Here is a 21815-nt window from a genome sequence, read left to right as displayed (position 1 = left end):
GCTCGAGCCGGAGAAAGCGTTTTATAGCTATCAGTCATCAGTAAAGACGTCGCGAACGACACCCGGTGGTGCTTGAGACCGCACCTGCGCCTCCACGGTGTCTGCAGCGCGCGACATGTCGTCATGCTCCCAAAAGCGCAGGACCGTCCAACCAAGCTTCCGGAGACGGAGGTCGGTGTCCCGGTCTCGAGCCACATTGCCCTCCAGCTTGGCCCGCCACCAGTCGGCATTGTTCTGCGGGCTTGTCGCGTGAAGAGGGCAGGCATGCCAAAAACAACCGTCCACGAACACCGCGATCTTCCGACGTGTGAACAGCAGGTCAGCACGTCTACGAGGTATGCCAGGGAGCTTCGCATCCACCCGATATCGAAGCCCTCGTCGGTGCAGTTCTTTCCGGAGAATAAGCTCAGGCGCGGTGTCTCGTCTTCGTTGACGGGACATCCGGTCTGATGCATTGGCGGAGCTGAGAATCGACTTGGAGGTCTGCCTCTGTGATGCCGGCGCGGGCTTTGCATGTCCATCACCCAATCCGGCGGGTCCATCCACCGCATCCACGTTCATATCGTCTCATTCAGCCGCTGTTCGAGGCTGCTCGACTGAACGCGCGTCTCCGCCTGGCGACCCGACCGGTCGACAACGAGACGATGTGAAGGAGGCGCTGAGCACCACGCGGCGCGACTCTGCGATGGTCAGAACTCGATCACCTGTCGCACTGCCCGCCCCGCGTCCAGCTCGTCCATCGCCTCGTTGATCTGGTCCAGCGTGATGTGGGAGGTGATCAGCTTCTCCAGGGGCAGCACGCCGTCGCGCCACAACTGCTCGTACTTCGGGATGTCCACCGCCGGCACGGCGGAACCGAGATAGCTGCCGATGATCTGGCGGGCCTCGGCGGTGATTTTCAGCGGCTCGATCTGGGACATGGCTCCGGGCGCAGGGAGGCCCACGGTGACGGTCACCCCGCCCACGGCGGTGGCGTTGAAGGCGGTCTCGAACGCCCGGGGGTGCCCGGCGGCCTCGATGACCACGCGCGGCTTGTCCTCGAGCGCCACGAGCTCGTCCGGCGTGAGCGCTTCGTCGGCGCCGAACTCCTTCGCGAGCTCCAGCTTCTCGGCCAGCGCGTCCACGGCGATCACCCGGCGGCAGCCCACGGCCTTGGCGACCAGCACCGCGGCGAGTCCCACGCCGCCGAGTCCGACCACGGCCACGGCGTCGTCGGGGGTGGCCTGGGCGGCGTTGATGACGGCCCCTCCCCCGGTGAGCACCGCGCAGCCCATGACGGCCGCGATCGCGGCCGGCACGTCCTCGCCCACGGGCACCACGGAGCGGCGGTCCACCACGGCGTGGGTGGCGAATCCGGAGACCCCCAGGTGGTGGTAGACGTTCCCGCGAGTCTCGGAGTGCAGGTGCTGGGAGCCCTCGATGAGGGTGCCCGAGGCGTTGGCCTTCGAGCCGACCGTGCACGGCAACAACCCCTCCGTCTTGCAGGCGACGCACTCGCCGCAGCGCGGCAGGAACGCCATCACCACGTGCTGGCCCACGGCCAAGTCGGTGACCTCGGCGCCCACGTGCTCCACGACGCCCGCCGCCTCGTGCCCCAGCAGCATCGGCAGGGGCCGCGGCCGGTTGCCGTTGACCACGGAGAGGTCGGAGTGGCACACCCCGGCGGCGGTGATCCGCACCCGCAGCTCGGTGGGCCCGGGCTCGCCGAGCTCGAGCTCCTCGACGCGCAGCGGCTGCGACTCGGCGTACGGGGCGGAGGCCTCCATGGTCTCCAGGACGGCTCCACGAATCTTCACGACGACCTCCGGGATCGGTGCACGGGTGTGACGCCGTTCACGGTACCGCCCGACTCTCCGATGATCGAGGACGTGCGCCCGTTCGCCCCGCCGCGGACGCGGCTCTCGAGGGCCAGTTCGACAGTCGGCTGAGTATGCGTAGGATCGACGAGCGACATTGCCCCGAGAACCCTCCCCCCGTCCCGTCCTCATTGGGAACCACGACAGAGAAGAGACATCACCCATGATCGGATTCATCGTTGCCGGCCTTATCATCGGCGCCCTCGCCCGGCTGATCAAGCCCGGCAAGCAGAACCTCAGCCTGATCGCCACGCTGCTGCTGGGCCTGGCCGGCTCGGTGATCGGCGGCGTCATCGCCAGTGCGCTGGGCACCGGGAACATCTTTGAGCTGAACGTCCTGGGCTTCATCGTGGCCGTCGTCGCCTCGGTACTGCTGATCGGCGTGGCCGAGGGCGTGGCCGGGCGCAACAAGGCCGTGCGCTGACCGCTCACCGGACAGCCCGGTAGCGTCCACGGACTTCTCCGAGACGGCTCGCGAGCCGGCCGTGCCCCTGCTGGGCACCGGTCGGATCGCGGGCCGTCGCTCTGTCCGGGCGGAGCAGGGGCGGCGACAGCCTCGCCGCCCGATCTGTGCGTTCTGTGACGGCGCCCAAGACCGTGTCCGGAAGAGTGCGGACAGCATTGCTGCTTGAGCAACTGCATTTTTTCGGGGGATCCATGTGGACCCCACCGTCTCGTTGCCCGAGCACAGGGTCGTCGCGGCCGCCGGCGGAGCGCTCGGCGCTCCAGGCCCCGCCATCGGGCGCGCCGCGTGACGGCCCTCAAAATTCACCAGTGCTCGACACCATGTCGACAGCCGTGCGGCGCATCTCCAGGTGAACTGTTCCGCATTCCCAGGTGAATCACTGTTGAACAGGTTACGAATGGGTACTAGGGTTCTATGGACCCGAGAACGGTTTGATGTCAAGGGCGTTCGGCGACCACGCGCGCACCTGGAACGCGAGGTGGTGCCATGTCTGATCGAAATCTTCACGTGATCCGACGGGTCGGCGCTGCCCTGGGACACGTCCTGGTCTACGTCCTGATCTGGGCGGGGCTCGCGCTGCTCATTGCCGCCGCCGGCATCCGCTACTTCTGGGGCGAGATCTCCGTGGGCCAGATGCTCCTGAACCTCGTCTCCGTGGAGATGGACGGCGGGGGCGGCGCCATCGTCTGGATAGGCATCCTGGGGATCGGCGTGGTGCCCCTGCTCCTCACCGCCGGGATCGCCCTGTGGCAGCACGTCCGGCGCCGCAGGCGCCGCCACCACGGCCACGACCCGCGCCCTCGGCGCACACGGTGGATCATGCGCACCCTCACCACCGCCCTGGTGGGCACGCTGGTCGTCGGCGGCACCACCGCCTTCGCCACTACGGTGGGCGTGCGGGACTACATCAGGGCGGGGAACTCCGAGTACGACCTCGGCGACTACTACACGGCGCCGGTCGTCACCGGCGACCAGGACCGGCGCAACCTGGTGCTGATCTACCTCGAGTCCGGCGAGCAGACCCTCGCGAACGACGAGCACTTCGAGAAGGACGCGTTCGCCCCGCTCAAGGAGGTCACCCAGGCCTCGGACGGCTGGCAGAGCGTGGAGGACTTCCAGCAGTACCGGGGCGGCGGCTGGACCATGGCCGGTCTCACCTCCACGCAGTGCGGCATCCCGCTGAAGGGCATCGGCTCCGCCGCGGACAGCGGCGTGCTCAACGAGCTCGGCGGCGACGTCGAGACCTACCTGGGCGGGACCACCTGCCTGGGCGACGTCCTGGAGGACCACGGCTACCGCAGCGTCTTCCTGGGCGGCGCCAACTCCTCCTTCGCCGCGAAGGACACCTTCCTGAGCAGCCACGGCTACGCCGAGGTCAAGGGCCTCTCCGACTGGCGCGCCTCCGGCGACCCGGAGGAGAGCTTCCGCGGCGACTGGGGCCTGAGCGACGGACGCCTCATGGACCACGCCGCGGACGAGATCGACGAGCTGCACGCCGAGGCGGAGCGGACGGGCCAGCCGTTCAACCTCTCCGTGCTGACGCTGGACACCCACGAGCCGGTGCACATCTACGACTACTGCACCGTGGACACGCAGAACGAGGTCACCTCCGCGTTCTTCTGCTCCATGACCCAGGTGGCCGGATTCGTGGAGCACATGGAGGAGCAGGGCTACCTCGAGGACACCGCCGTGGTGATCATGGGCGACCACCTCAAGCACATGAGCGCCGGCGACGCCTTCCACGAGCAGCTGGACCACCACGAGAACCGCACCATCTTCAACCGGATCTGGGTCCCGGGTGCGGACGGGAACAGCACGCCGCGCCCCCGCGTGGACCAGCTGAGCATGTACCCCACGCTCCTGGAGGCCGCCGGCCTGACCCTGCAGGACCGCGCGGCCGGGCTGGGCGTGTCCGCGTTCGCCCCGACGGTCCCGGAGGACTCGGCGCAGGCCTTGGAGCCTGAGCTCTACGCCGAGCTGCTGGACTCGCGCTCCGCGCCGTTCTACGCGCAGGCCTGGGCCGGCGAGGCGGGCGCCGAGTAGCGCTGTCCGCCCCCTGCCCGGCGGCGGAGCCCGGCCCCGTCATCTGCCCGCCGCCCTGGGTGGCCCGCCCGCCCCGGCCTAGACTGGTGGCCCGGGAGGGGTCGCATTCCAAGGAGCGTGCATGATGGCCTTCATCCAGCTGATCGAATACACCACCTCGCGGCCGGAGGAGGTGGCCGAGGTCGTCGCGGAGTGGGAGCGGGCCTCGCAGGGCAACCGCACGGCCCGCCGCGTCCTGCTGACGCAGGACCGCAAGGACCCGAGCCGCTACTACGAGATCGTCTCCTTCGACTCCTACGAGTCCGCCATGGAGAACTCCGAGCTGCCGCAGACCCAGGAGTACGCCCGGAAGATGCGCGAGCTCATGGACGGGGAGCCCGTGTTCCACGATCTCGACGTCGTGGAGGACCGCGAACTCTGAGTCCCCCGCGCCAGGACCGGTGGGTCTCACTCACCGGTCCTGCCCTTTCACAGCCGACGGGACGGCCTCAGGCGGTCGCCGGCGGCACGGCCCGGCGCTGCAGTCCCCGGCGCCGGCCCAGCAGGATCAGGATGGCCGCGACGGCGGCGATGACGAGCATCGGCGCCAGCATGAACGGACCGCCCACGCCGGCGGAGCGGTCGACCGCCTCGCCCATCTGCCCCGTGAGTGTGGACACGAGGAACAGCACCACGTTGTTCGCCGCGTGCACGAGCGAGGCCGCCTCGAGCCCGCCCGTGAAGTGGGTCAGCAACGACATCGCGACCCCGAAGACGAAGTAGTACGCGATGAGCCACCCGTCCGAGGCGAAGTGTGCGATCGAGAAGGCCGCCGCGCTCACGAGGGTGCCGAGCACGAGGGACGGGACCGCCCCCGAGACCCACGAGCCCGCCGCACGCTGGATCACCCCGCGGAACATGTACTCCTCGGCCGCCGCCTGCAGGGGCGTGGTCAGCAGAACGATCGCGAGGAAGGCCCACGCGGTCGCGTCCAGGACCACCGGCCCCGGGGCCTCGAGGAGCGCCACCACCGCCGCGTAGGCCACGAACAGGGGGACGACGACGACGGCCGCCCGTCCCAGCCAGCTCCACCGGAAGCGACCCTCCACCGCGTGCAGCGTGCCGACCGGCTGCCGGTGCAGGTACCGGTGCAGGACCACCGCGACGGCGGCCGAGGCGATCAGTGCCAGGTTGGTGGCCAGCAGCAGCACCGGGGTCAGGGCGATCTGTCCGCTCGCGATCTCCTCCGTGCTCATGGTGCCCCGCAGGAGCTCGATCGCCACGGCGCCGAAGGACACCACGACCGAGATCAGCAGGATCGCCGCGCTCACGGCCAGGATGCTGACGAGGCCCTTCCACCAGCGGTTGCGGGGCGTGCGGTAGAACTCCGAGTGGGTGAGCGGCGCCGTCGTCGCCGGACCGCCGGGGCGCGGAGGCCCGCCGTCTGGGCGGGCGGCCGCGGACGGGGCACCGGTCTGCCAGGGCGCCGGCCGGGGCGGAGGGTACGAGGTCATGTCCACAGGGTAGTTCTCGGGCCGTCCCGGGGAATCCACCCCGAGGTGGAGGCCGGTGGTTTCATCGCCGTGGACGTGGGTGCCGCCCCGGGATCAGGCCTGCTCCTCCCCGAGGACGTGGCCCCGCTGCTCGGCGTAGAACTCCGCCTCCGCGGGCTCGGGCCGGTCCTGGCCGTTGAGCAGCCGGTGCCAGAGCGGATAGTAGGCGGGCAGCTGTGACGCCGTGGTGATGCGGTCCCGGGCCTCCTGCGGCAGCGTCAGCTCGGCGGCGTCGAGGTCCTCCGTGAGGTGCTCGAACCTCCGCGCGGCGATCACGGTGCCGTCGATGCCCGGGCGGCCAAGGATCCAGGAGATCACCACCTGGGGGATCGTCCAGCCGAGCTCCCCGGCGATCTCGTCGAAGAGCTCAATCAGGTCGTAGGCGCGGTCCCGGTCCACCACGTGGGGCTCCGGCCAGCTGGTGCCCTGGCGGGTGTCGGCCGGGGTCTCGGCGCCGCGGCGGACCCTGCCGTTGAGCAGCCCCTCGCCCAGCGGGCTCCAGCCGAAGGTCGCGATCCCGAGGTCCCGGGCGGCCGGGACGATCTCGTACTCGATCTCCCGGGCCTCCGGCGTGTAGTACGCCTGGTGCGCGATCGGGCCCGCCAGCCCCGCCGCCCGGGCCTCGTAGACCGTCTTGGCCAGCTGCCACCCGTTGTAGTTGGACACGCCCCAGTACCGGATCTTCCCGGCCCGAATCAGCTCGTCGGCGGTGGCGATGGTCTCGGTGATCGGGGTCTGCCCGTCCCACTGGTGGATGTAGAGCAGGTCGAGGTGGTCGGTCCGCAGCCGCTCGAGGCTGTCCTCGACCGCGCGGGTGAGGTGGAGGCGGCTGGCGCCGCCGTCGTTCGGGCCGTCCCCGGTAGGGGTCCGCGCCTTGGAAGTGAGGACGATGTCGTCCCGCTTGCTTCCGAGGATCTCGCCCAGGACGCGCTCCGAGTCCCCGGCGGAGTACAGGTTGGCGGTGTCGATGAAGTTCACGCCGCGGTCCAGGGCCTCGTCGACCTGACGGCGGGCCTCGTCCGGACCGAGCCCCGCGATCTTCTCGAACCCTCCGCCGGAGCCGAAGGGGATGGTGCCCAGGGCCAGCCGGGAGACGTAGAGGCCGGAACTGCCGAGTCGGGTGTACTCCATGGGGGAACTCCTCTGGTCGTGATCGGTGCTGGTGGATCCAGCTGGTGCTCCGGAGGCGGCCGGCGGACCGGGCCCCGGGGCACGGTGTGGCACAACGACGAACCGGTGCTCAGGAATTCCTGGAGCGCGCCTCGGCGGTGGTCAGCGCGTGGGCCAGCGCGGTGAACTCGCGCACCACCCCGGTCCAGTCGCCCAGCAGCGCCCAGAGGTCCAGGCCCCCGTGCCGGCGCTCCTCGAGCCGGTCCGCCAGGGCAGCAAGGACCGCCGAGCGTAGCTCGGTGTTGATGTTGATCTTGCCGATGCCCGCCAGGGGCGCGCGGACCAGCATGGTCTCGGGGATCCCGGAGGCGCCGTGCAGCACGAGGGGGGTCCGGTCAGCGGCCTCGCAGATCTGCTCGAGGAGGCTCCAGTGCAGGCGCGGGGTGCCCTGATAGTGCCCGTGCACGTTGCCCACGTTCACGGCCAGCAGGTCCGCCCCGGACGCGGCCAGGAAGGCGGGGACCGCACCGGGGTCGGTCATGCCGCCGGCCGCGGAGGTCCGGGCCGTGTCCTCGTCGCCGGGGAGGCTGCCGAGCTCCGCCTCGACCACCACGCCTGGGCCTGCCAGCTCGCGGGCGCGGGCGACGAACGCGGCGTTCTCGGCGTGGGGCAGGGCGGAGCCGTCGGCCAGGACCGCGTCGGCACCGGCCGCCACGGCCTGCTCGACGAGCCCCAGGTCGACGGCGTGGTCCAGCTGCACGCACACGGGGGTGGCGGCGTCGTCGGCCAGGTGGCGCAGGGCGGTGACGAGGCGCCGGCCGCCGGTCCCGGCGGCCGCCTTCGGCGGGACCAGGAGGATCACGGGGCGGTCCGCGCGCTCGCTGGCGGCCACCACGGCCTGGGCCGTGGTGAAGTCGTAGGTGCTCAGGGCCGGCACGGCGGTGCGGGCGTCGAGGGCGGAGGAGACGACGTCGAGCAGGTTGGCGCGCACGGGCACAGTCCTTCGTCAGGTGTCGTTCAGCGGTCGGCCGGGGAGTGGTCCCCGAGCACGTAGGTCTTCAGGTCGGCGAGCGTCTGCTGCATGTGCTCGTCCATGGCCTGGCGGGCCCGCACGGGGTCGGCGGAGCCCAGGGCGGCGACGATCCTGCGGTGCTCGGCGATGGCGTGGGCCTGGATCTCGGGCACCCGGGAGGTCTGGGCCCGCCGCTCCTCCAGCACCCGGTGCAGCGGTGCGAACAGGACCGCGATGAACACGTTGCCGGAGGCCTGCAGGATACGCTCGTGGAAGCGCAGGTCGGCGGTCACGAAGGCCGCCACGTCCCGGGCGCGGTGGGCGTCCTCCATGGCGTCGGCGTCCCGGGCCAGCCCGGCCAGCTCCGCGGCGGACAGCCGTCCGGCCGCCAGCTCGCAGGCGCCGGTCTCCAGGAAGCGGCGCAGCTCGATCAGCTGCACGGCGGCCGCCGCGTCGTCCTGCCCCTCGGAGACCGCCCGGATGACCGCGTCCAGAGACGCCCACTGGGACACGGGGTTCACGAAGGTCCCGCGTCCGCGCTCCACGCGGAGGATGCGCTGGGCGCCCAGGGTCTTGACCGCCTCCCGCACCGTCATGCGGCTGACCTGGTGCTCCGCGCTGAGGTCGATCTCGCCGGGCACCACCGAGCCCGGGGGGAGGTCCCCGGCGACGATCCGGTCGAGGAGGGCGTCGGCGACCTGGTCGACCAGGGACGGGCGGGCCATGGTGCTCCTCTGCGGTGAGGTGGACGGCGGAGGGCAGCTCCTGCGCGCTCCGCCCGTGACAGGGGATCCTATCAACCACCGAATGTCAGATGTCCGAGCTGTCGACGGACGGCTCCGCGGGCAGTGCGCGGCATTCCTGCCGTTGACCACGTGTCCTACGACACATAGCATGTCTGACATCTTACAGGTGGAGTGTCGGTCCGGAACCGACGAGGACCTGAGGACCGTCCTGACCGCTCCCCGAGAGGAAGTCCCCGAATGACCGCTCCCCGGACCCTGCTCGTGCTCGACGACGACCCGACCGGCTCCCAGTGCGTCCACGACGTCGACGTCGTCCTCGAGCTCGACCCCGCCCCCGTGCTGGACGTCGTCCGGCACCCCGGGCGCACCTGCTTCGTGCTCACCAACAGCCGGGCCCGGCCCGAGGCCGAGGCCGTGGCGATCAACACCGAGCTCGTCTCCGCGGTGCTGGAGGCCCTCACCGCCGAGCGCCTGCCCCTGCCCCACCTCGTCTCCCGCAGCGACTCCACCCTGCGTGGGCACGTCATCGCCGAGCCCACGGCCCTCGCCGACGTCCTGGCCCGGCACGGGGTGGCGGTCGACGGGTTCCTCCTCGCCCCGGCCATGCTCGAGGCCGGCCGCTACACCGAGGACGACGTCCACTACGCGGTCCTGCAGGGCAGGCCCATGCCGGTGGGCGAGACCGACTTCGCCGCGGACGCCACCTTCGGCTACTCCTCCTCCGACCTCAAGGACTTCCTCGTGGAGCGCTCCGGCGGGACGCTGGACCGGGACGCGATCCTCTCCATCGGCCTCTCGGACATCCGCTCCGGGGGCGTGGACGCGGTCGCCGGCATCCTGCGGCGGGCCCGGGACCGGGCCTGGGTGGTCGTCAACGCCACGGAGTACGCGGACCTCGACACCGTGGCACAGGCCCTCGCCGTGCTCGAGGCCGAGGGCCGCACGTTCGTCACCCGGTGCGGCCCGTCCTTCGTGCGGCCCCTGGCCGGGCTGACCGGCTCGCGCGAGCTCGGCCCCGAGGACATCGTGGTGGGCCCCGGGCGTCTCCCGCACGGAATCGTGGCCGTCGGCTCCCACGTGGGGCTCACCAACCGCCAGCTCGCCGAGCTGCGGACCCGCCGCGACCTCTTCGAGGTGGAGCTCCACGTGCCCACCCTGCTCGACGACGACGCCCGCCCCGGCTACGTGGCCGACGCCGTCGCGCGGACCACCGAGGCGCTGAGGACCAGCGACGCGGTGGTGTGGACGAGCCGCGAGCTCGTGCGCACGGACGACCCCGACGAGTCGCTGGCCATCGCCCGGTCGGTCTCCGACGCGCTCGTGGAGGTCGTGCACGGGGTGGCGCAGGCCCGCCCGGCGTGGGTCGTGGCCAAGGGCGGGATCACCTCCCACGAGGTGGCCCACCGCGGTCTCGGCATCCGCCGGGCCACCGTGGCCGGCCAGTTCTTCCCCGGCCAGATCTCCATGTTCCAGCCCACCGACGCCCCGGACACCACCCGGGGCGGGCCCTACGTGGTCTTCCCCGGCAACGTGGGCGCCGAGAGCGCCCTCGCCGACGTCGTGGAGGTCCTCGACCGGGCGGCCGCACACACCCGCACCTCTGACTCCCAGGAGAACCCGTCATGAGCACACCCCTGTCCGTCGGCTTCCTGGGTCTGGGCGCCATGGGCGCCCCCATGGCCCTCGTCCTGGCCCGCGCCGGCTTCCCCGTCCGCGGCTTCGACGTCTCCCCCCGCGCCGGGGAGGTCGTGGGCGACGCCCTGGAGCTGCTGGCCGATCCCCGGCAGGCGGCGGCCGGGGCCGATGTCGTCGTCGTCATGGTCGCGACCGGGGCGCAGCTGCACGACGTCCTGTTCGGCGAGCGCGGCATCTCCGACGCCCTGGACCCGGACACGGTCCTGCTCGTGATGGCAACCGTCGGCCCTCAGGCCGTGGAGTCCGCCGTGCAGGGCCTCGAGGGCCGCGGCGTCCGGCGGGTCGTCGACGCCCCGGTGTCCGGCGGCACGGCGCGCGCCGCCACCGGGGACCTGCTCGTGATGGTCGGCGGCGCGGACGAGGACGTCACCGCGGTCCGGCCGCTGCTGGACGCGATGGCCGCCAACGCCCCGCTCGTCGGCCCCCGGGTGGGCGACGGGCAGCGGTTCAAGGTGGTCAACCAGCTGCTGTGCGGGGTGCACATCGCCGTGGCGGGCGAGGCGCTGGCCCTGGCGAACTCCATGGGCCTGGACCCGGCGCAGTGCCTGGAGGTCCTCTCGACCGGGGCCGCCACGTCCTTCATGTTCGAGGACCGCGGGCCTCGGATGCTGCAGGGCGAGCAGGCCGAGGTCCGCTCCGCCCTGGACATCTTCGTCAAGGACATGGGCCTGGTCACGGACGCCGCCCGGGCGGTCGCCCAGCCGGTGCCGCTGGCCTCGGCGGCCGAGCAGCTCTACGTGCGCGGCCGCCGCGAGGGCCACGGCCGGCACGACGACTCCTCGGTCTTCGACATCCTCCGCTCCCGGTAGGGAGCACCCCGCACGCGCCGCGCTGTCCCGTCGGCGCCGGCTGACCACACCCCCGACGGCTGACCCGCCGGCACCCGGTTGACCACGGGATCGCGTGGTCAACCGGGTGCCGGCGGGTCAGCCGGGACGGACGCGGTCAGTCGCGGGAGCTCGCCGGGGCGGCGATGAGCTCGTCCTTCATGTCGGCCACGGCCGCCCGGATCGCGGTCATGACCGCCTGCACGGCGGGCCGGCGCAGCAGGTCGGCGCGGGAGACCACCCAGTACTCCACGGGGAACCACAGCTCCTGGGGGAAGAGCCGCACCAGGCCCCCGGCCCGCTCGGCGAGATAGCAGGGCAGCAGCCCGACCCCGGCGCCCGCCCGGGTGAGCTCCACGTGCACCACCGAGGACGTCGCCCCCACGCCCTGGCGCATCCGCGGGAACCGCCGGCGCGGGATGTCCAGCTCCGCGACGTCCTGCATGGAGTCCACGAAGTAGATGAGCGGGTGCTCCTGCACCTGGTCGGGCGTGCGGATGGGCGGGTGGGCGGCGAGGTAGGCCCGGGAGGCGTAGACGCCCAGGGAGTAGTCGGCCAGGTGGAAGGCCTCCTTGCGGGAGACCTCCGGGCGCCCGACGACCACCTCCAGGTCGATGCCCACCGGATTGGTCTGCGCCCGCCGGGCCGCGTTGATCATCTCCAGCCGAACGCCGGGGTGCTCCTCGATGAGCCGCCGCATGGCCGCGCCCATCACCACGCCGCCGAAGCCGTCCGGGGCCAGCGCCCGCACCACGCCGTTGATCGAGTTGCCGCGTCCGCCCGCGCCGAGCGGGAGGGAGCCCATGGCGGCCTCGATCTCCTCGCCGGCGGCCACGAACTTCCGGCCGAGCTCGCTGGGCTCCCACATCTCCCCGGTGCGCACGAGCAGCCGGGCGCCCACGGTCTTCTCGAGCGCGGCCATCCGCCGCGACACGGTCGTGTGACTGAGCCCGAGGTCCGCGGCGGCGCCGGCGTAGGAGCCGTGGCGGACCACCGCGAGCAGGAGCAGGAGGTCGTCGGCACCGTGCGACAAGGGGGAACTCCTCCGAAGGACTGGACCGGCCCCCGGGGAACGCACACGACCGGGCGGTATGTGCATTTTTGCACAGGCACCGCGAGCGCATGGTCATTGTGAAGCGCACCACAGATCCGCAGACTGTAGGCAAACAATGTGACTACCGTCACCGTTTCCCCAGCAGGAGGAGAGTTCCATGAGCACTGAGGACAGGGTCGCCGCCTCGGCGGACCCGAACGACTCGCCCGAGAACCGGGGCGGGCTGAAGAAGGTCGTGGCGGCCTCGATGGCCGGCACGGTCGTGGAGTGGTACGAGTTCTTCCTCTTCGCCACCGCGTCCACCCTGGTCTTCGGCCAGCTGTTCTTCGTGGACACCGGCAACCCGCTGGACGGCATCCTCAAGGCGTTCCTGATCTACGCGGTCGGCTTCATCGCCCGCCCGCTCGGCGGTATCGTCTTCGGCCACTTCGGCGACAAGTACGGGCGCAAGCACTTGCTGCAGATCTCGATCGTGATGGTCGGCGCCGCCACGTTCCTGATGGGCTGCCTGCCCGGCTACGACCAGGTCGGATACTGGGCCGCGGCGATGCTCGTGGTGCTGCGATTCGTGCAGGGCTTCGCGGTGGGCGGCGAGTGGGGCGGGGCCGTCCTGCTCGTGGCCGAGCACTCCCCCAACAAGGAGCGCGGCTTCTGGTCCAGCTTTCCGCAGGCCGCCGTGCCGCTGGGCAACCTGCTGGCCACCGTCGTGCTGCTCACCCTGTCCTTCACCCTCTCCGAGGAGGCCTTCCTCTCCTGGGGCTGGCGCGTGGGCTTCTGGCTCTCGATCGTCATCGTGGCCATCGGCTACTACATCCGCACCCACGTGACGGACGCCGCGATCTTCAAGGAGGCCCAGAAGGAGGTCCTCGAGGAGAAGTCCGCCGCCTACGGCGTGGGCGAGGTCTTCCGCCGGTACCCCCGCGGCGTCTTCGGCGCCATGGGCCTGCGCTTCGCGGAGAACATCCTCTACTACGTGGTGGTGACCTTCTCGATCACCTACCTGTCCACCCAGCGGGACGTCGACACCAGCCGGATCCTGCTCCTGCTCCTGATCGCCCACGTGATCCACGCGATCTGCGTGCCGCTGGTCGGCCGGGCCACCGACAAGGTGGGCCGCCGCCCGATGTACGCCGCGGGCGCCTTCCTCGGCATCTTCTGGGCGTTCATCGCCTTCCCGATGTTCGACACCGACAACAGCTTCGTCATCCTGGCGGCCATCACCATCGGCCTGATGATCCACGCCCTCATGTATGCCGGGCAGCCGGCCATCATGGCCGAGATGTTCCCCACCCGGATGCGCTACTCGGGCGTCTCCCTGGGCTACCAGGTGACCTCGATCGTGGCCGGCTCGCTGGCCCCGATCATCGCGACCGCCCTGCTGCGCGAGTTCAACTCCTGGGTGCCGATCGCCATCTACATCGCCATCGCCTGCCTCATCACCCTGTTCTCGGTGTGGACGCTGCGCGAGACCAAGGGCATCTCCCTCCAGGACGTCGACGCCGAGGACCGGCGCCGGCTCTCCGAGGAGAAGTCCGTCCGGAACCGGACTTCCTGATTCCCGCCATCATCACCCACTTGCGCCCAGCGGCGGACCGGCTCCCCGGTCCGCCGCTGGGCGCGCTGTGCACGACCCCCAGCTCCCGACACTCCCGACACCTTGCAGAAGGGACTCCCCGATGACCACCATCACCTGGATCGGCCTCGGCCACATGGGCAACCCGATGTCCGCCAACCTCGCCAAGGCGGGCTACGACGTCCGCGGCCACGACGTCAGCGCCGACGCCATGGCGGCCGCCCGCGACAAGGGGGTGCAGACCTTCGACACGATGGAGGAGGCGTTGCAGGGCGCGGAGGTCGTCTTCACGATGCTCCCCAAGGGCGAGCACGCCCGGGCCGTCTACCTCGGGGACAGCGGCGTCATCGCGCTCGCCCCGCGGGACGCGCTGCTCATCGACAGCTCCACGATCGACGTGGAGACCGCCATGGACCTGCACCGGGCAGCGGCGGACGCGGACTTCCGCTTCGTGGACGCACCGGTCTCGGGCGGGATCAGCGGCGCGGCGGCCGGGACCCTGACCTTCATGGTCGGCGGGCAGCCCGGCGTCGTGGAGACCGCCCGGCACTTCATCGAGCCGATGGCCCGCAAGATCGTGGCCACGGGCGAGGCCGGCACGGGCCAGGCCGCCAAGATCGTCAACAACATGATGCTGTTCATCTGCCTCGAGGCCTGCGCCGAGGGCTCCGTGCTCGCCGACCGGCTGGGCCTGGACCCCCAGGTGTTCTGGGACATCGCCTCGGTGTCCTCCGGCAACTCGTGGGCGCTGCAGACCTGGTACCCGGTGCCCGGGATCGTGGACTCCGCCGCGTCCAACAACAACTTCGAGGCCACCTTCAGCGCCGCCCTCGCCGCCAAGGACGCCGGCCTGGCGCTCATGGCGGGCGAGCAGACCGGCGTGCACCTGCCCGCGGCCGCCCTCGTGGCCGAGAAGCTGCAGCAACTCATCGACGAGGGCCTCGGGGACAAGGACTGCTCCCTCATCACCAAGTACGCCGCTCCGGACGGGAAGATCCAGGGCTGGGACCCGGACCGGGCCTGAGCGGCACCCAGACCACCACGACCGAGGAGATCACCATGCAGGACACCAAGCAGAACGCCGAGCGCGCCGGACAGGACGCGGCGCGCGGCGGCGGCCAGGACCCCCGGACCACCGGGACGGTCATCGAGCACTTCATCGACGGGAAGCGCCACGGCGGGTCCGGGCGCACCGCGGACGTCTACAACCCCGCGACCGGGCAGGTGGCCAAGCAGGTGCTGCTGGCCTCCGCCGAGGAGGTCGCCACCGCGGTGGAGGCCGCCGAGCTCGCCCTGCCCGGCTGGCGGGCCACCGGGATGTCGAAGCGCTCGGCGATCATGTTCAAGGTCGAGAACATCATCCGGGAGCGCACCCCGGAGCTGGCCGCCATCATCACCGCCGAGCACGGCAAGGTCCTCTCGGACGCGGCCGGGGAGGTCGCCCGCGGGCTGGAGAACGTGCAGTTCTGCGCGGGACTGATGCACCACATGAAGGGCGAGTTCCTGGAGCAGGCCGCCACCGGGGTGGACGTGCACCAGACCCGCCAGCCGGTCGGGGTGGTCGCCTGCATCACCCCGTTCAACTTCCCCGCCATGGTCCCGCTGTGGATGATCACCACCGCGATCGCCGCCGGCAACACCGTGATCCTCAAGCCCTCCGAGCGGGACCCCTCGGCGGCGGTGTGGATCGCCGAGGCCTTCGCCGAGGCCGGTCTGCCGCCCGGGGTGCTCAACGTGGTGCACGGGGACAAGGTGGCCGTGGACGAGCTGCTGACGAACCCGCTGGTCAAGGCCGTGTCCTTCGTGGGCTCCACCCCGATCGCCAAGTACATCTACGAGACCGCGGCCGTGCACGGCAAGCGCGTCCAGGCGCTGGGCGGGGCGAAGAACCATATGGTGGTCATGCCGGACGCCGACCTGGACGGGGCCGCCGACGCCGCGATCTCGGCCGCCTACGGCTCCGCCGGGGAGCGTTGCATGGCGGTCTCGGTGCTCGTCACCGTGGGGGACGTGGCCGACCCGCTGATCGAGCGGCTGAAGGAGCGGATCGCGAAGCTGACCATCGGGGACGGCACCGACCCGGCCTCCGAGATGGGCCCGCTCATCACGAGGGCGGCCCTGGACCGGGTCAACGGCTACGTGACGGGGGCGGAGGCCGAGGGGGCGACCGTCGTCGTCGACGGCACGCGGCAGGAGTTCGACGGCGAGGGGTTCTTCACCGGCGTCTCGCTGCTGGACCACGTGAGGCCCGGCATGAAGGCCTACGACGAGGAGATCTTCGGCCCGGTCCTGTCCGTGGTGCGGGTCGACACCTACGAGGAGGCCGTGCGGCTGATCAACACCAACCAGTTCGCCAACGGGGTGGCGGTGTTCACCCGGGACGGCAAGACGGCCCGGCAGTTCGAGTTCGAGATCGAGGTCGGCATGGTCGGGGTCAACGTCCCGATCCCGGTGCCGATCGGCGCGTTCTCGTTCGGCGGCTGGAAGAACTCCCTGTTCGGCGACACCCACATGTACGGGCCGGAGGCGTTCAACTTCTACACCCGCCGCAAGCTTGTGACCACGCGCTGGCCCGAGCCCTCGGAGTCCCAGGTCAACCTGGGCTTCCCGACCCACTGACGGGCCCGCCCGGGGTCCCGGCCACGACGACGCCGGTCCCCGCCCTCCGTACGGAGGGCGGGGACCGGCGTGCGCGCCCCGGCTAGCTCTTGAGGCCGTCGCCGACGTTCCGGGCGGCGTCCTTCAGGTGCTCGCCAGCCTGCCTGGTGCTCCCGGCCGTCTTCTGCGCCTGGCCCTCGGCCTGCAGGTCGCGGTTGTCGGTGGCATCACCGACCGCCTCCTTGGCCGAGCCGACCGCCTTGTCGGTCGCGTTGCGGATCTTGTCGTCGAGTCCCATCGGAATCTCCTTTCGTGCCCGGTGTCCTCTGCCAGGGGGTCTGGTGCCTGGGATCTGGTGCCGGGGAACTTGTGCCGGCAGGGCCCGTGCGCGAGAGGCGACCTTCCGGTGCGGTGCCCGGCGGGGCGGGCGCCCGGCTCAGGCGGCCCCGGGACCCTGATGCCGGCGGTCCTCGACCCTCTCCTCGGGCTGGGTCTCGTCGACGGCCTCGACCGCTTCCGCCATCGCGTGCAGGAAGGCGATGACGGTGGCCGCCTCCTCGGCGGTCAGCTCGCGCGCGGCGCGCATCATGCGCTCGTGCACGGCCCCGAGGGTGGAGCGGACCTCGCAGTCGGCCTCGTCGGTGGCCACGATCACCAGCGCCCGCCGGTCCGTGGGATGCGGGCGGCGCGCCACGTGGCCGCTGCGAGTCAGCCGATCCAGCAGCGTGGTGGTGGAGGCAGAGGAGATGCCCAGCTTGCTCGCCAGGTCCCGCGGACTCAGGGGGGTCCCGGCGCGGTCGGCCGCGAGCAGGTAGCGCAGGGCCAGCACGTCCCTCTCCCCCATGCCCATGGACTCACGGGTCCGGAGGCGCATGGCCGTCTCGGCCGCGCGGTACGCGCGCATGGCCTCGAGGACCTGCAGCGCCGGCGGGCGCTGGCCCTCGCTGGCATACCAGTAGCCGGAGGAGGTCTCGGGGTGTGCACTCATGCTGACAGTTTAGACGATCTACAAATACGTAGCGCTGATAACTAGACAAGCTAGCGATCCTGCTGTTCGATGGGACTCGTGCGGTTCCCCGGAGCCCGCAGGCAGTCGCAGCGGAACACAGCAGGGCACGTGAGGAAGAGGTCGAGGAATGAGCCAGCAGCAGAAGTCCGGCAGCACCGACGAGAAGGCCGACCTCTCACTTCACCGGACAGTCCAGGACGATCCCGGGGATGTCTCCGCCTTTCCCGTGCACTGCGGGCGGCCCATGCCGGTGCGCGTCCTCGACTTCACCGAGGTGCAGGACCGCGTCAACCACGCCGTGGCCCAGGCCGCGGTCGAGGGCCGGCGGGTGCACGCGTGCAGTTGCGGCTTCCTGCAGGAGACCGCGCTGCCCGAGGGTACGGTGCCCTCGATCGTCCCCGACGGCGAGACGAGGCTGTTCCGCCCGTTCTTCACCCAGCGGGTCCTGGCCGCGGCCGGACGCGTCGAGACCGCCGAGTGGTCCTTCGACCAGGCCCTCGCGGACGCCGGGCCCCTCGCCTCCCGGGACGCCGAGGAGCCGGCACAGCGCCTCTGCGCCTTCGAGGCCGGCCTCGAGACCGAGCGCTGGCGGCTGGACCAGGCCGTCGAGGCTCTGCGCGACGAGCTCCGCCTGGCCGTGCGCCACGGCGTGCCGACCACGCTCCTCGCCCGCGAGGCCGCTCTCGACGAGGCGGGCGTGGCGGACCTGCTGCGCCTGGGCGACGTCCCCGCGCAGTCCCGCGCGGGTGTGCCCGGCCCCGCGCTCGCCGCGGCCTGCTGAGCCCCGGCCCCTCTCCGTCGGGCTGCTGTCATCGAGTCGCTGCCGCCAGGCCACCGTCACTGACCTGGTCCTGCGGGGCCGATGCCCCGGTCCACCGCCGCCGGGCTGCTCCTTCCGGCCCGTTGCCACCGGGCAGCTCCTGCCGGGCCGCTACGCTGGAGGGGTTCCGATCCACCCCCGCGCCCCGGAAGGACGCCCGTGAAGTCGATCGTCGCGAGCCTGCTCGTCCTGGCCCTGGTGCTGACCTCGGCCGGGGCGTTGCTGACCTCCGTGGACGCCCAGGAGTGGCTGCCCGTCGTGGTGCTCGCAGCCCTCGCCTATCTCGGCACGTTCACCCTGTACCGGCGCGCGCGGAACCGCTACGCCGGCCGTTACGCAGACCGCCGGGACTGATCCCGGCGGGAGCGGCGCCACGCCCGCCACGCCCCGGTGGACCACAGCGCCCACAGCACGAGCAGCGGCTGGAACAGCAGTCGCACGGCCCGGGCGCGGTCCGTGTCCAGACCGAAGGCGTCGGTGCGCGTGAGGTACTGCGAGACGTTGCCCGGGAACACGGCCACGAAGAACGCCGCGGCGAGCCACCCGAGCAGCACCCGCCGCCGGGGCAGGACCACCAGCGCGGCGCCGAGGAGAATCTCCACCACCCCGGAGCTGAGCACCACGGCGTCGTCGGGCACGGGCACCCACTCGGGCACCTGGGCCGTGAACTCCTGGCGGGCCACCGTGAGGTGGCTGATTCCGGCGCCGAGCAAGACGAGCCCGAGGAGGACCCGGGCGATCGTGCGCGGCAGGGAGGCGGCCGGTGCTGCCGGCCAGGCGGAGGAGGTCATGCCCGCATGACTAGAGGTCATGCCCGCGAATCGACAGGGCGGGCTCAGGAGCGGTCGAAGTCCGCCTTGCGGATCAGCCCGTGCACCCCCACGGTGCGGTCCACCACCTGGGAGATGGCGAAGTCCGCGGCGGCCGAGAGGTAGGCGTAGGCCACGGCGCGCTCCATGCCCTTGTCCTGCTCGAGGAAGTCCAGGGCGTTGACCACGGCCCGGCGCATGGCCACGTCCAGGTCGGAGTTCTGCTCCCCGCCGGCCGCGCCGTCCGGGTCGGAGAGCCCGATCGGGATCCAGTGCTCGTCCGTCTCCGCGAACGGGTAGGAGTGGGCCACGGAGGGCGCGTCCCCCTCCCCGGCCTTGCAGACCGTGAGCCGGAACGTGCCGCGCAGCGAGCCCTCCATCGCGGTGAGCGCCACCTCGCCGTCGCCCATGGCCATGTGCGGGTCCCCCATGTAGAACAGGGCGCCGTCCGTCTGCACGGGCAGGTAGAAGGTGGAGCCCACGCCGAGGTGGCGGATGTCGATGTTGCCGCCGCCCAGCGTCGGCGGGATCGAGTTGAGCAGGTCGTCGGTGGGCCCGGAGCCCTGCTGGTGGGCGACGCCCATCATGCCCATGAACGGCCGCAGCGGGAAGCGGACCCGACCGCCGCCCATCACGCCCTGGCCCTTCTCGACCGGGGTGAACACCGAGACGTTGCCGTAGTCCTCCGGCTCGCCCGTGGCGCGGCCGTCCGCGGCGACCGGGGGCATGACCTCGTCGAGCTCGATCCCGGCGGGGGCGCCGCCGTCCGCGGCCCGGGGCAGCGCGCCCTTGCCGTGGCGGCTCGAGACCACCCCGTACGGCACGCGCAGGTCGGCGTGCAGGGTCTCGATCTTCAGGACGTCCCCGGGGCGCGCCTCCTCGACGAACACCGGGCCGGTCACCACGTGCGGGCCGTCCCGGTCGAAGTCCCGCTCGGTGCGGTCGTAGTCGCGGGCGATCTCGACCGCGTCGTCCAGGACCCGGGCGCGGGAGACCCCCTGCGCGCCGAAGAACTCCACCGGGTCCCGGCCCTGGTCCTCGAGGATCCCCTCGTGGGAGACGGCGTCGATGGTGACCGTGCGCCCCGAGCGCATGCGCAGCGAGGGCTCGGCGTCCACGGACGGGACATAGCCCCACAGCACGCTGTCCACCTCCGAGGGCAGGTAGTGGTCCCCGGGGATCCTGCCCTTCCCGGGCTGCAGGACGGAGCCCCGGAAGCCGGGACGGCCGCCCCCCGGGTGCTGGGCGCCCATCGGGACTGCCGCGGAGGCCGCGCCCACCCCGGTGCCGGTGACCGCGCCGACGGCGGCCACGGCGGTGGCCGCCCGGAAGAAGGTGCGCCGCCCCAGACCCCGCTGGAGTTCGTCGGCGGCGCGGCGGGCGAAGTGCTCACTCATGGGTGTCTCCTGAGGTCAGGGCGGCTTTCTCGAACGCCTACGACCATAGGGAGAGCGTGTTTCCGGTTCGGGGTCCCCGTGTTTCCGCACCGTGACGGCGAGCGCCGAGGGCGGGAGCGGGAGTTGGACAGGTCACCGGGCGCCCCGGCCGTGGTGCTACCGGCGGCGACAGCCCGACCTCGTTGTCGGGACCGCGCACGGACGCCCGCGTGACCTGCATCACCCACAGTAGGGGGTTACCGGGGGGTCCGGCATATCCCATGCGAAATATGACGGTTACGAATGCACATCGATCGGGGCGGTGCGGAGGAGCCCGTGGCGAGGTGCTGGTTCAGCGGAAGTCGGCCTTGCGGATCCGGCCGTGGGCGCCCGCGGAGCTGTCCTCCAGCCGGGTGACGGCGAACTCCGCGGCGCTGGTGAGATAGGCGTGGGCGATGGGCCGGTCCATGCCGCGGTCCCGGGCCAGGAAGTCCACCCCGGCCCGCACGGCCTGCTGCATGGCCGCGGTCAGGCAGAACGTCTGCTCGTCGGCGTCCTCCGCCCCCGAGCGCCCGACGACGATCCAGTGCTCGTCGGTCTCGGCGAACGGTTGCCGGTGCGCCACGGCGGGCACGTCCTGGGCGCCGCTCCGGCACACGGTCACCCGGAAGGTGCCGCGCAGGGGCTGCCCGGCCGCTCCGAGCGCCTGGTGGAGCTCCCGGGGACAGAAGGCGGCCCCGTCCGCACGGACCGGCAGGTAGGCGGTGCACCCGGTCCCGAGCGGACCGTCGGACGCGCCGGGGTCCGCGACCTGGAGCACCTCGACCTTGAGCGCGTCGCCGGAGCGGGCGGCCGGCAGGAGCACCGGGCCCGTGACCACGTGCGGGCCGAGCCCGTCGAGGGCGGGGACGTCGCGCCCCTCCTCCGCCCGGGGTGCCGCGGGGGTCTCGGCCGCCGGGCGTCCGTCCTGCGCGGGACCCGCCGGCTGCGGGCGCTGGAAGCCCGGCACGCCCAGTCCGGACGAGGGGTGGGCGGCCCGTGCGGCCGCGGCGCGGGCCCGGGCGGCGGCGTCAGGGTCCGGTTCGGCGCGGAGGGGCTCGGGACGGGCGGGCGCGACAGCGGTGCCGCCGACCACCCGGAGGACCGGCCGCCGGGCGTGCGGCACCACGGGCGCGGGTCCTGGTCCGGCGTGCTCGGTCATGGGCTGCTCCTTGGGGGCGGGGCGAGCGGTTCAGCTCCGACGGTAGGAAGTGCGTGTTACTGCATCGGGCACGTCGTGTTTCCGGAGC

The 21815-nt window shown here is 71.9% G+C and carries 22 protein-coding genes; 10 read left to right on the top strand and 12 right to left on the bottom strand.

Going from position 1 to position 21815, the window contains the following annotated elements:
- Nucleotides 1-30: 30 nt before the first annotated feature.
- Together RF647_RS12025 and RF647_RS12020 are read right to left on the bottom strand one after the other, a co-directional pair.
- Nucleotides 31-561: a very short patch repair endonuclease gene (locus RF647_RS12025; protein WP_368811895.1), complete on the bottom strand. Its 531-nt coding sequence runs from the start codon at nucleotides 559-561 to the stop codon at nucleotides 31-33.
- A 128-nt stretch (nucleotides 562-689) separates the two neighbouring features.
- Nucleotides 690-1796, bottom strand: a complete 1107-nt coding sequence (locus tag RF647_RS12020; RefSeq protein ID WP_368811894.1) for a zinc-binding dehydrogenase — start codon at nucleotides 1794-1796, stop codon at nucleotides 690-692.
- Between the two features lie 223 nt (nucleotides 1797-2019).
- On the opposite strand from RF647_RS12020, the gene RF647_RS12015 reads away from it, so the two are divergent.
- From RF647_RS12015 to RF647_RS12005, 3 genes are all read left to right on the top strand, one after another.
- Nucleotides 2020-2280 (top strand): GlsB/YeaQ/YmgE family stress response membrane protein, encoded by a 261-nt coding sequence (locus tag RF647_RS12015; RefSeq protein WP_368811893.1) that lies wholly within the window; start codon nucleotides 2020-2022, stop codon nucleotides 2278-2280.
- 549 nt (nucleotides 2281-2829) lie between these two features.
- Complete coding sequence (locus tag RF647_RS12010) at nucleotides 2830-4365, top strand: sulfatase-like hydrolase/transferase (protein WP_368811892.1); 1536 nt, start codon at nucleotides 2830-2832, stop codon at nucleotides 4363-4365.
- Between the two features lie 121 nt (nucleotides 4366-4486).
- Nucleotides 4487-4786 (top strand): hypothetical protein, encoded by a 300-nt coding sequence (locus RF647_RS12005; RefSeq protein WP_368811891.1) that lies wholly within the window; start codon nucleotides 4487-4489, stop codon nucleotides 4784-4786.
- Nucleotides 4787-4853: 67 nt separating this feature from the next.
- Here RF647_RS12005 and RF647_RS12000 read toward each other — a convergent pair whose 3' ends face one another.
- The 4 genes from RF647_RS12000 to RF647_RS11985 form a co-directional block, all read right to left on the bottom strand.
- Nucleotides 4854-5858, bottom strand: coding sequence for a lysostaphin resistance A-like protein (locus RF647_RS12000; protein WP_368811890.1), 1005 nt, complete (start codon nucleotides 5856-5858; stop codon nucleotides 4854-4856).
- Nucleotides 5859-5951: 93 nt separating this feature from the next.
- Nucleotides 5952-7028: an aldo/keto reductase gene (locus tag RF647_RS11995; protein ID WP_368811889.1), complete on the bottom strand. Its 1077-nt coding sequence runs from the start codon at nucleotides 7026-7028 to the stop codon at nucleotides 5952-5954.
- Nucleotides 7029-7137: 109 nt separating this feature from the next.
- Entirely contained in the window at nucleotides 7138-7998 is an 861-nt protein-coding gene (locus RF647_RS11990; protein WP_368811888.1) for a class II fructose-bisphosphate aldolase, read from the bottom strand.
- A gap of 26 nt (nucleotides 7999-8024) precedes the next feature.
- A complete protein-coding gene (locus RF647_RS11985; protein ID WP_368811887.1) occupies nucleotides 8025-8744 on the bottom strand; it encodes a FadR/GntR family transcriptional regulator in 720 nt (239 codons plus the stop codon).
- A gap of 258 nt (nucleotides 8745-9002) precedes the next feature.
- On the opposite strand from RF647_RS11985, the gene RF647_RS11980 reads away from it, so the two are divergent.
- Both RF647_RS11980 and RF647_RS11975 read left to right on the top strand, forming a co-directional pair.
- Nucleotides 9003-10391 (top strand): four-carbon acid sugar kinase family protein, encoded by a 1389-nt coding sequence (locus tag RF647_RS11980; RefSeq protein ID WP_368811886.1) that lies wholly within the window; start codon nucleotides 9003-9005, stop codon nucleotides 10389-10391.
- Nucleotides 10388-11269 (top strand): NAD(P)-dependent oxidoreductase, encoded by an 882-nt coding sequence (locus RF647_RS11975; protein WP_368811885.1) that lies wholly within the window; start codon nucleotides 10388-10390, stop codon nucleotides 11267-11269. Before RF647_RS11980 ends, RF647_RS11975 begins: the two co-directional genes overlap by 4 nt.
- 136 nt (nucleotides 11270-11405) lie before the next feature.
- On the opposite strand, the gene RF647_RS11970 is transcribed toward RF647_RS11975, so the two are convergent.
- Nucleotides 11406-12320 (bottom strand): LysR family transcriptional regulator, encoded by a 915-nt coding sequence (locus RF647_RS11970; protein WP_368811884.1) that lies wholly within the window; start codon nucleotides 12318-12320, stop codon nucleotides 11406-11408.
- Between the two features lie 178 nt (nucleotides 12321-12498).
- On the opposite strand from RF647_RS11970, the gene RF647_RS11965 reads away from it, so the two are divergent.
- From RF647_RS11965 to RF647_RS11955, 3 genes are all read left to right on the top strand, one after another.
- Complete coding sequence (locus RF647_RS11965) at nucleotides 12499-13896, top strand: MFS transporter (protein ID WP_368811883.1); 1398 nt, start codon at nucleotides 12499-12501, stop codon at nucleotides 13894-13896.
- 121 nt (nucleotides 13897-14017) lie between these two features.
- Nucleotides 14018-14938 (top strand): 3-hydroxyisobutyrate dehydrogenase, encoded by a 921-nt coding sequence (mmsB, locus tag RF647_RS11960; protein ID WP_309056665.1) that lies wholly within the window; start codon nucleotides 14018-14020, stop codon nucleotides 14936-14938.
- A gap of 35 nt (nucleotides 14939-14973) precedes the next feature.
- Complete coding sequence (locus RF647_RS11955; protein WP_368811882.1) at nucleotides 14974-16533, top strand: CoA-acylating methylmalonate-semialdehyde dehydrogenase; 1560 nt, start codon at nucleotides 14974-14976, stop codon at nucleotides 16531-16533.
- Nucleotides 16534-16615: 82 nt separating this feature from the next.
- Here the strand turns inward: RF647_RS11955 and RF647_RS11950 are convergent, their stop codons facing one another.
- A complete protein-coding gene (locus tag RF647_RS11950) occupies nucleotides 16616-16810 on the bottom strand; it encodes a CsbD family protein (protein ID WP_368811881.1) in 195 nt (64 codons plus the stop codon).
- 138 nt (nucleotides 16811-16948) lie between these two features.
- On the bottom strand, nucleotides 16949-17500 hold the full coding sequence (locus tag RF647_RS11945; RefSeq protein WP_368811880.1) for a MarR family winged helix-turn-helix transcriptional regulator: 552 nt from the start codon (nucleotides 17498-17500) through the stop codon (nucleotides 16949-16951).
- A 148-nt stretch (nucleotides 17501-17648) separates the two neighbouring features.
- On the opposite strand from RF647_RS11945, the gene RF647_RS11940 reads away from it, so the two are divergent.
- Together RF647_RS11940 and RF647_RS11935 are read left to right on the top strand one after the other, a co-directional pair.
- On the top strand, nucleotides 17649-18302 hold the full coding sequence (locus RF647_RS11940; RefSeq protein WP_368811879.1) for a hypothetical protein: 654 nt from the start codon (nucleotides 17649-17651) through the stop codon (nucleotides 18300-18302).
- A gap of 198 nt (nucleotides 18303-18500) precedes the next feature.
- Entirely contained in the window at nucleotides 18501-18695 is a 195-nt protein-coding gene (locus RF647_RS11935) for a hypothetical protein (protein WP_368811878.1), read from the top strand.
- On the opposite strand, the gene RF647_RS11930 is transcribed toward RF647_RS11935, so the two are convergent.
- From RF647_RS11930 to RF647_RS11920, 3 genes are all read right to left on the bottom strand, one after another.
- Nucleotides 18674-19132 (bottom strand): hypothetical protein, encoded by a 459-nt coding sequence (locus tag RF647_RS11930; protein ID WP_368811877.1) that lies wholly within the window; start codon nucleotides 19130-19132, stop codon nucleotides 18674-18676. The genes RF647_RS11935 and RF647_RS11930 overlap by 22 nt on opposite strands.
- 44 nt (nucleotides 19133-19176) lie before the next feature.
- A complete protein-coding gene (locus RF647_RS11925; RefSeq protein ID WP_368811876.1) occupies nucleotides 19177-20547 on the bottom strand; it encodes an acetamidase/formamidase family protein in 1371 nt (456 codons plus the stop codon).
- Between the two features lie 331 nt (nucleotides 20548-20878).
- A complete protein-coding gene (locus RF647_RS11920) occupies nucleotides 20879-21727 on the bottom strand; it encodes a hypothetical protein (RefSeq protein WP_368811875.1) in 849 nt (282 codons plus the stop codon).
- Between the last annotated feature and the right edge of the window lie 88 nt (nucleotides 21728-21815).

This window comes from Kocuria sp. CPCC 205263, from assembly GCF_040981075.1.
In the GTDB taxonomy this organism is placed as follows: Bacteria; Actinomycetota; Actinomycetes; order Actinomycetales; family Micrococcaceae; genus Kocuria; species Kocuria rosea.
This window is presented reverse-complemented; position numbering and strand designations above follow the sequence as displayed.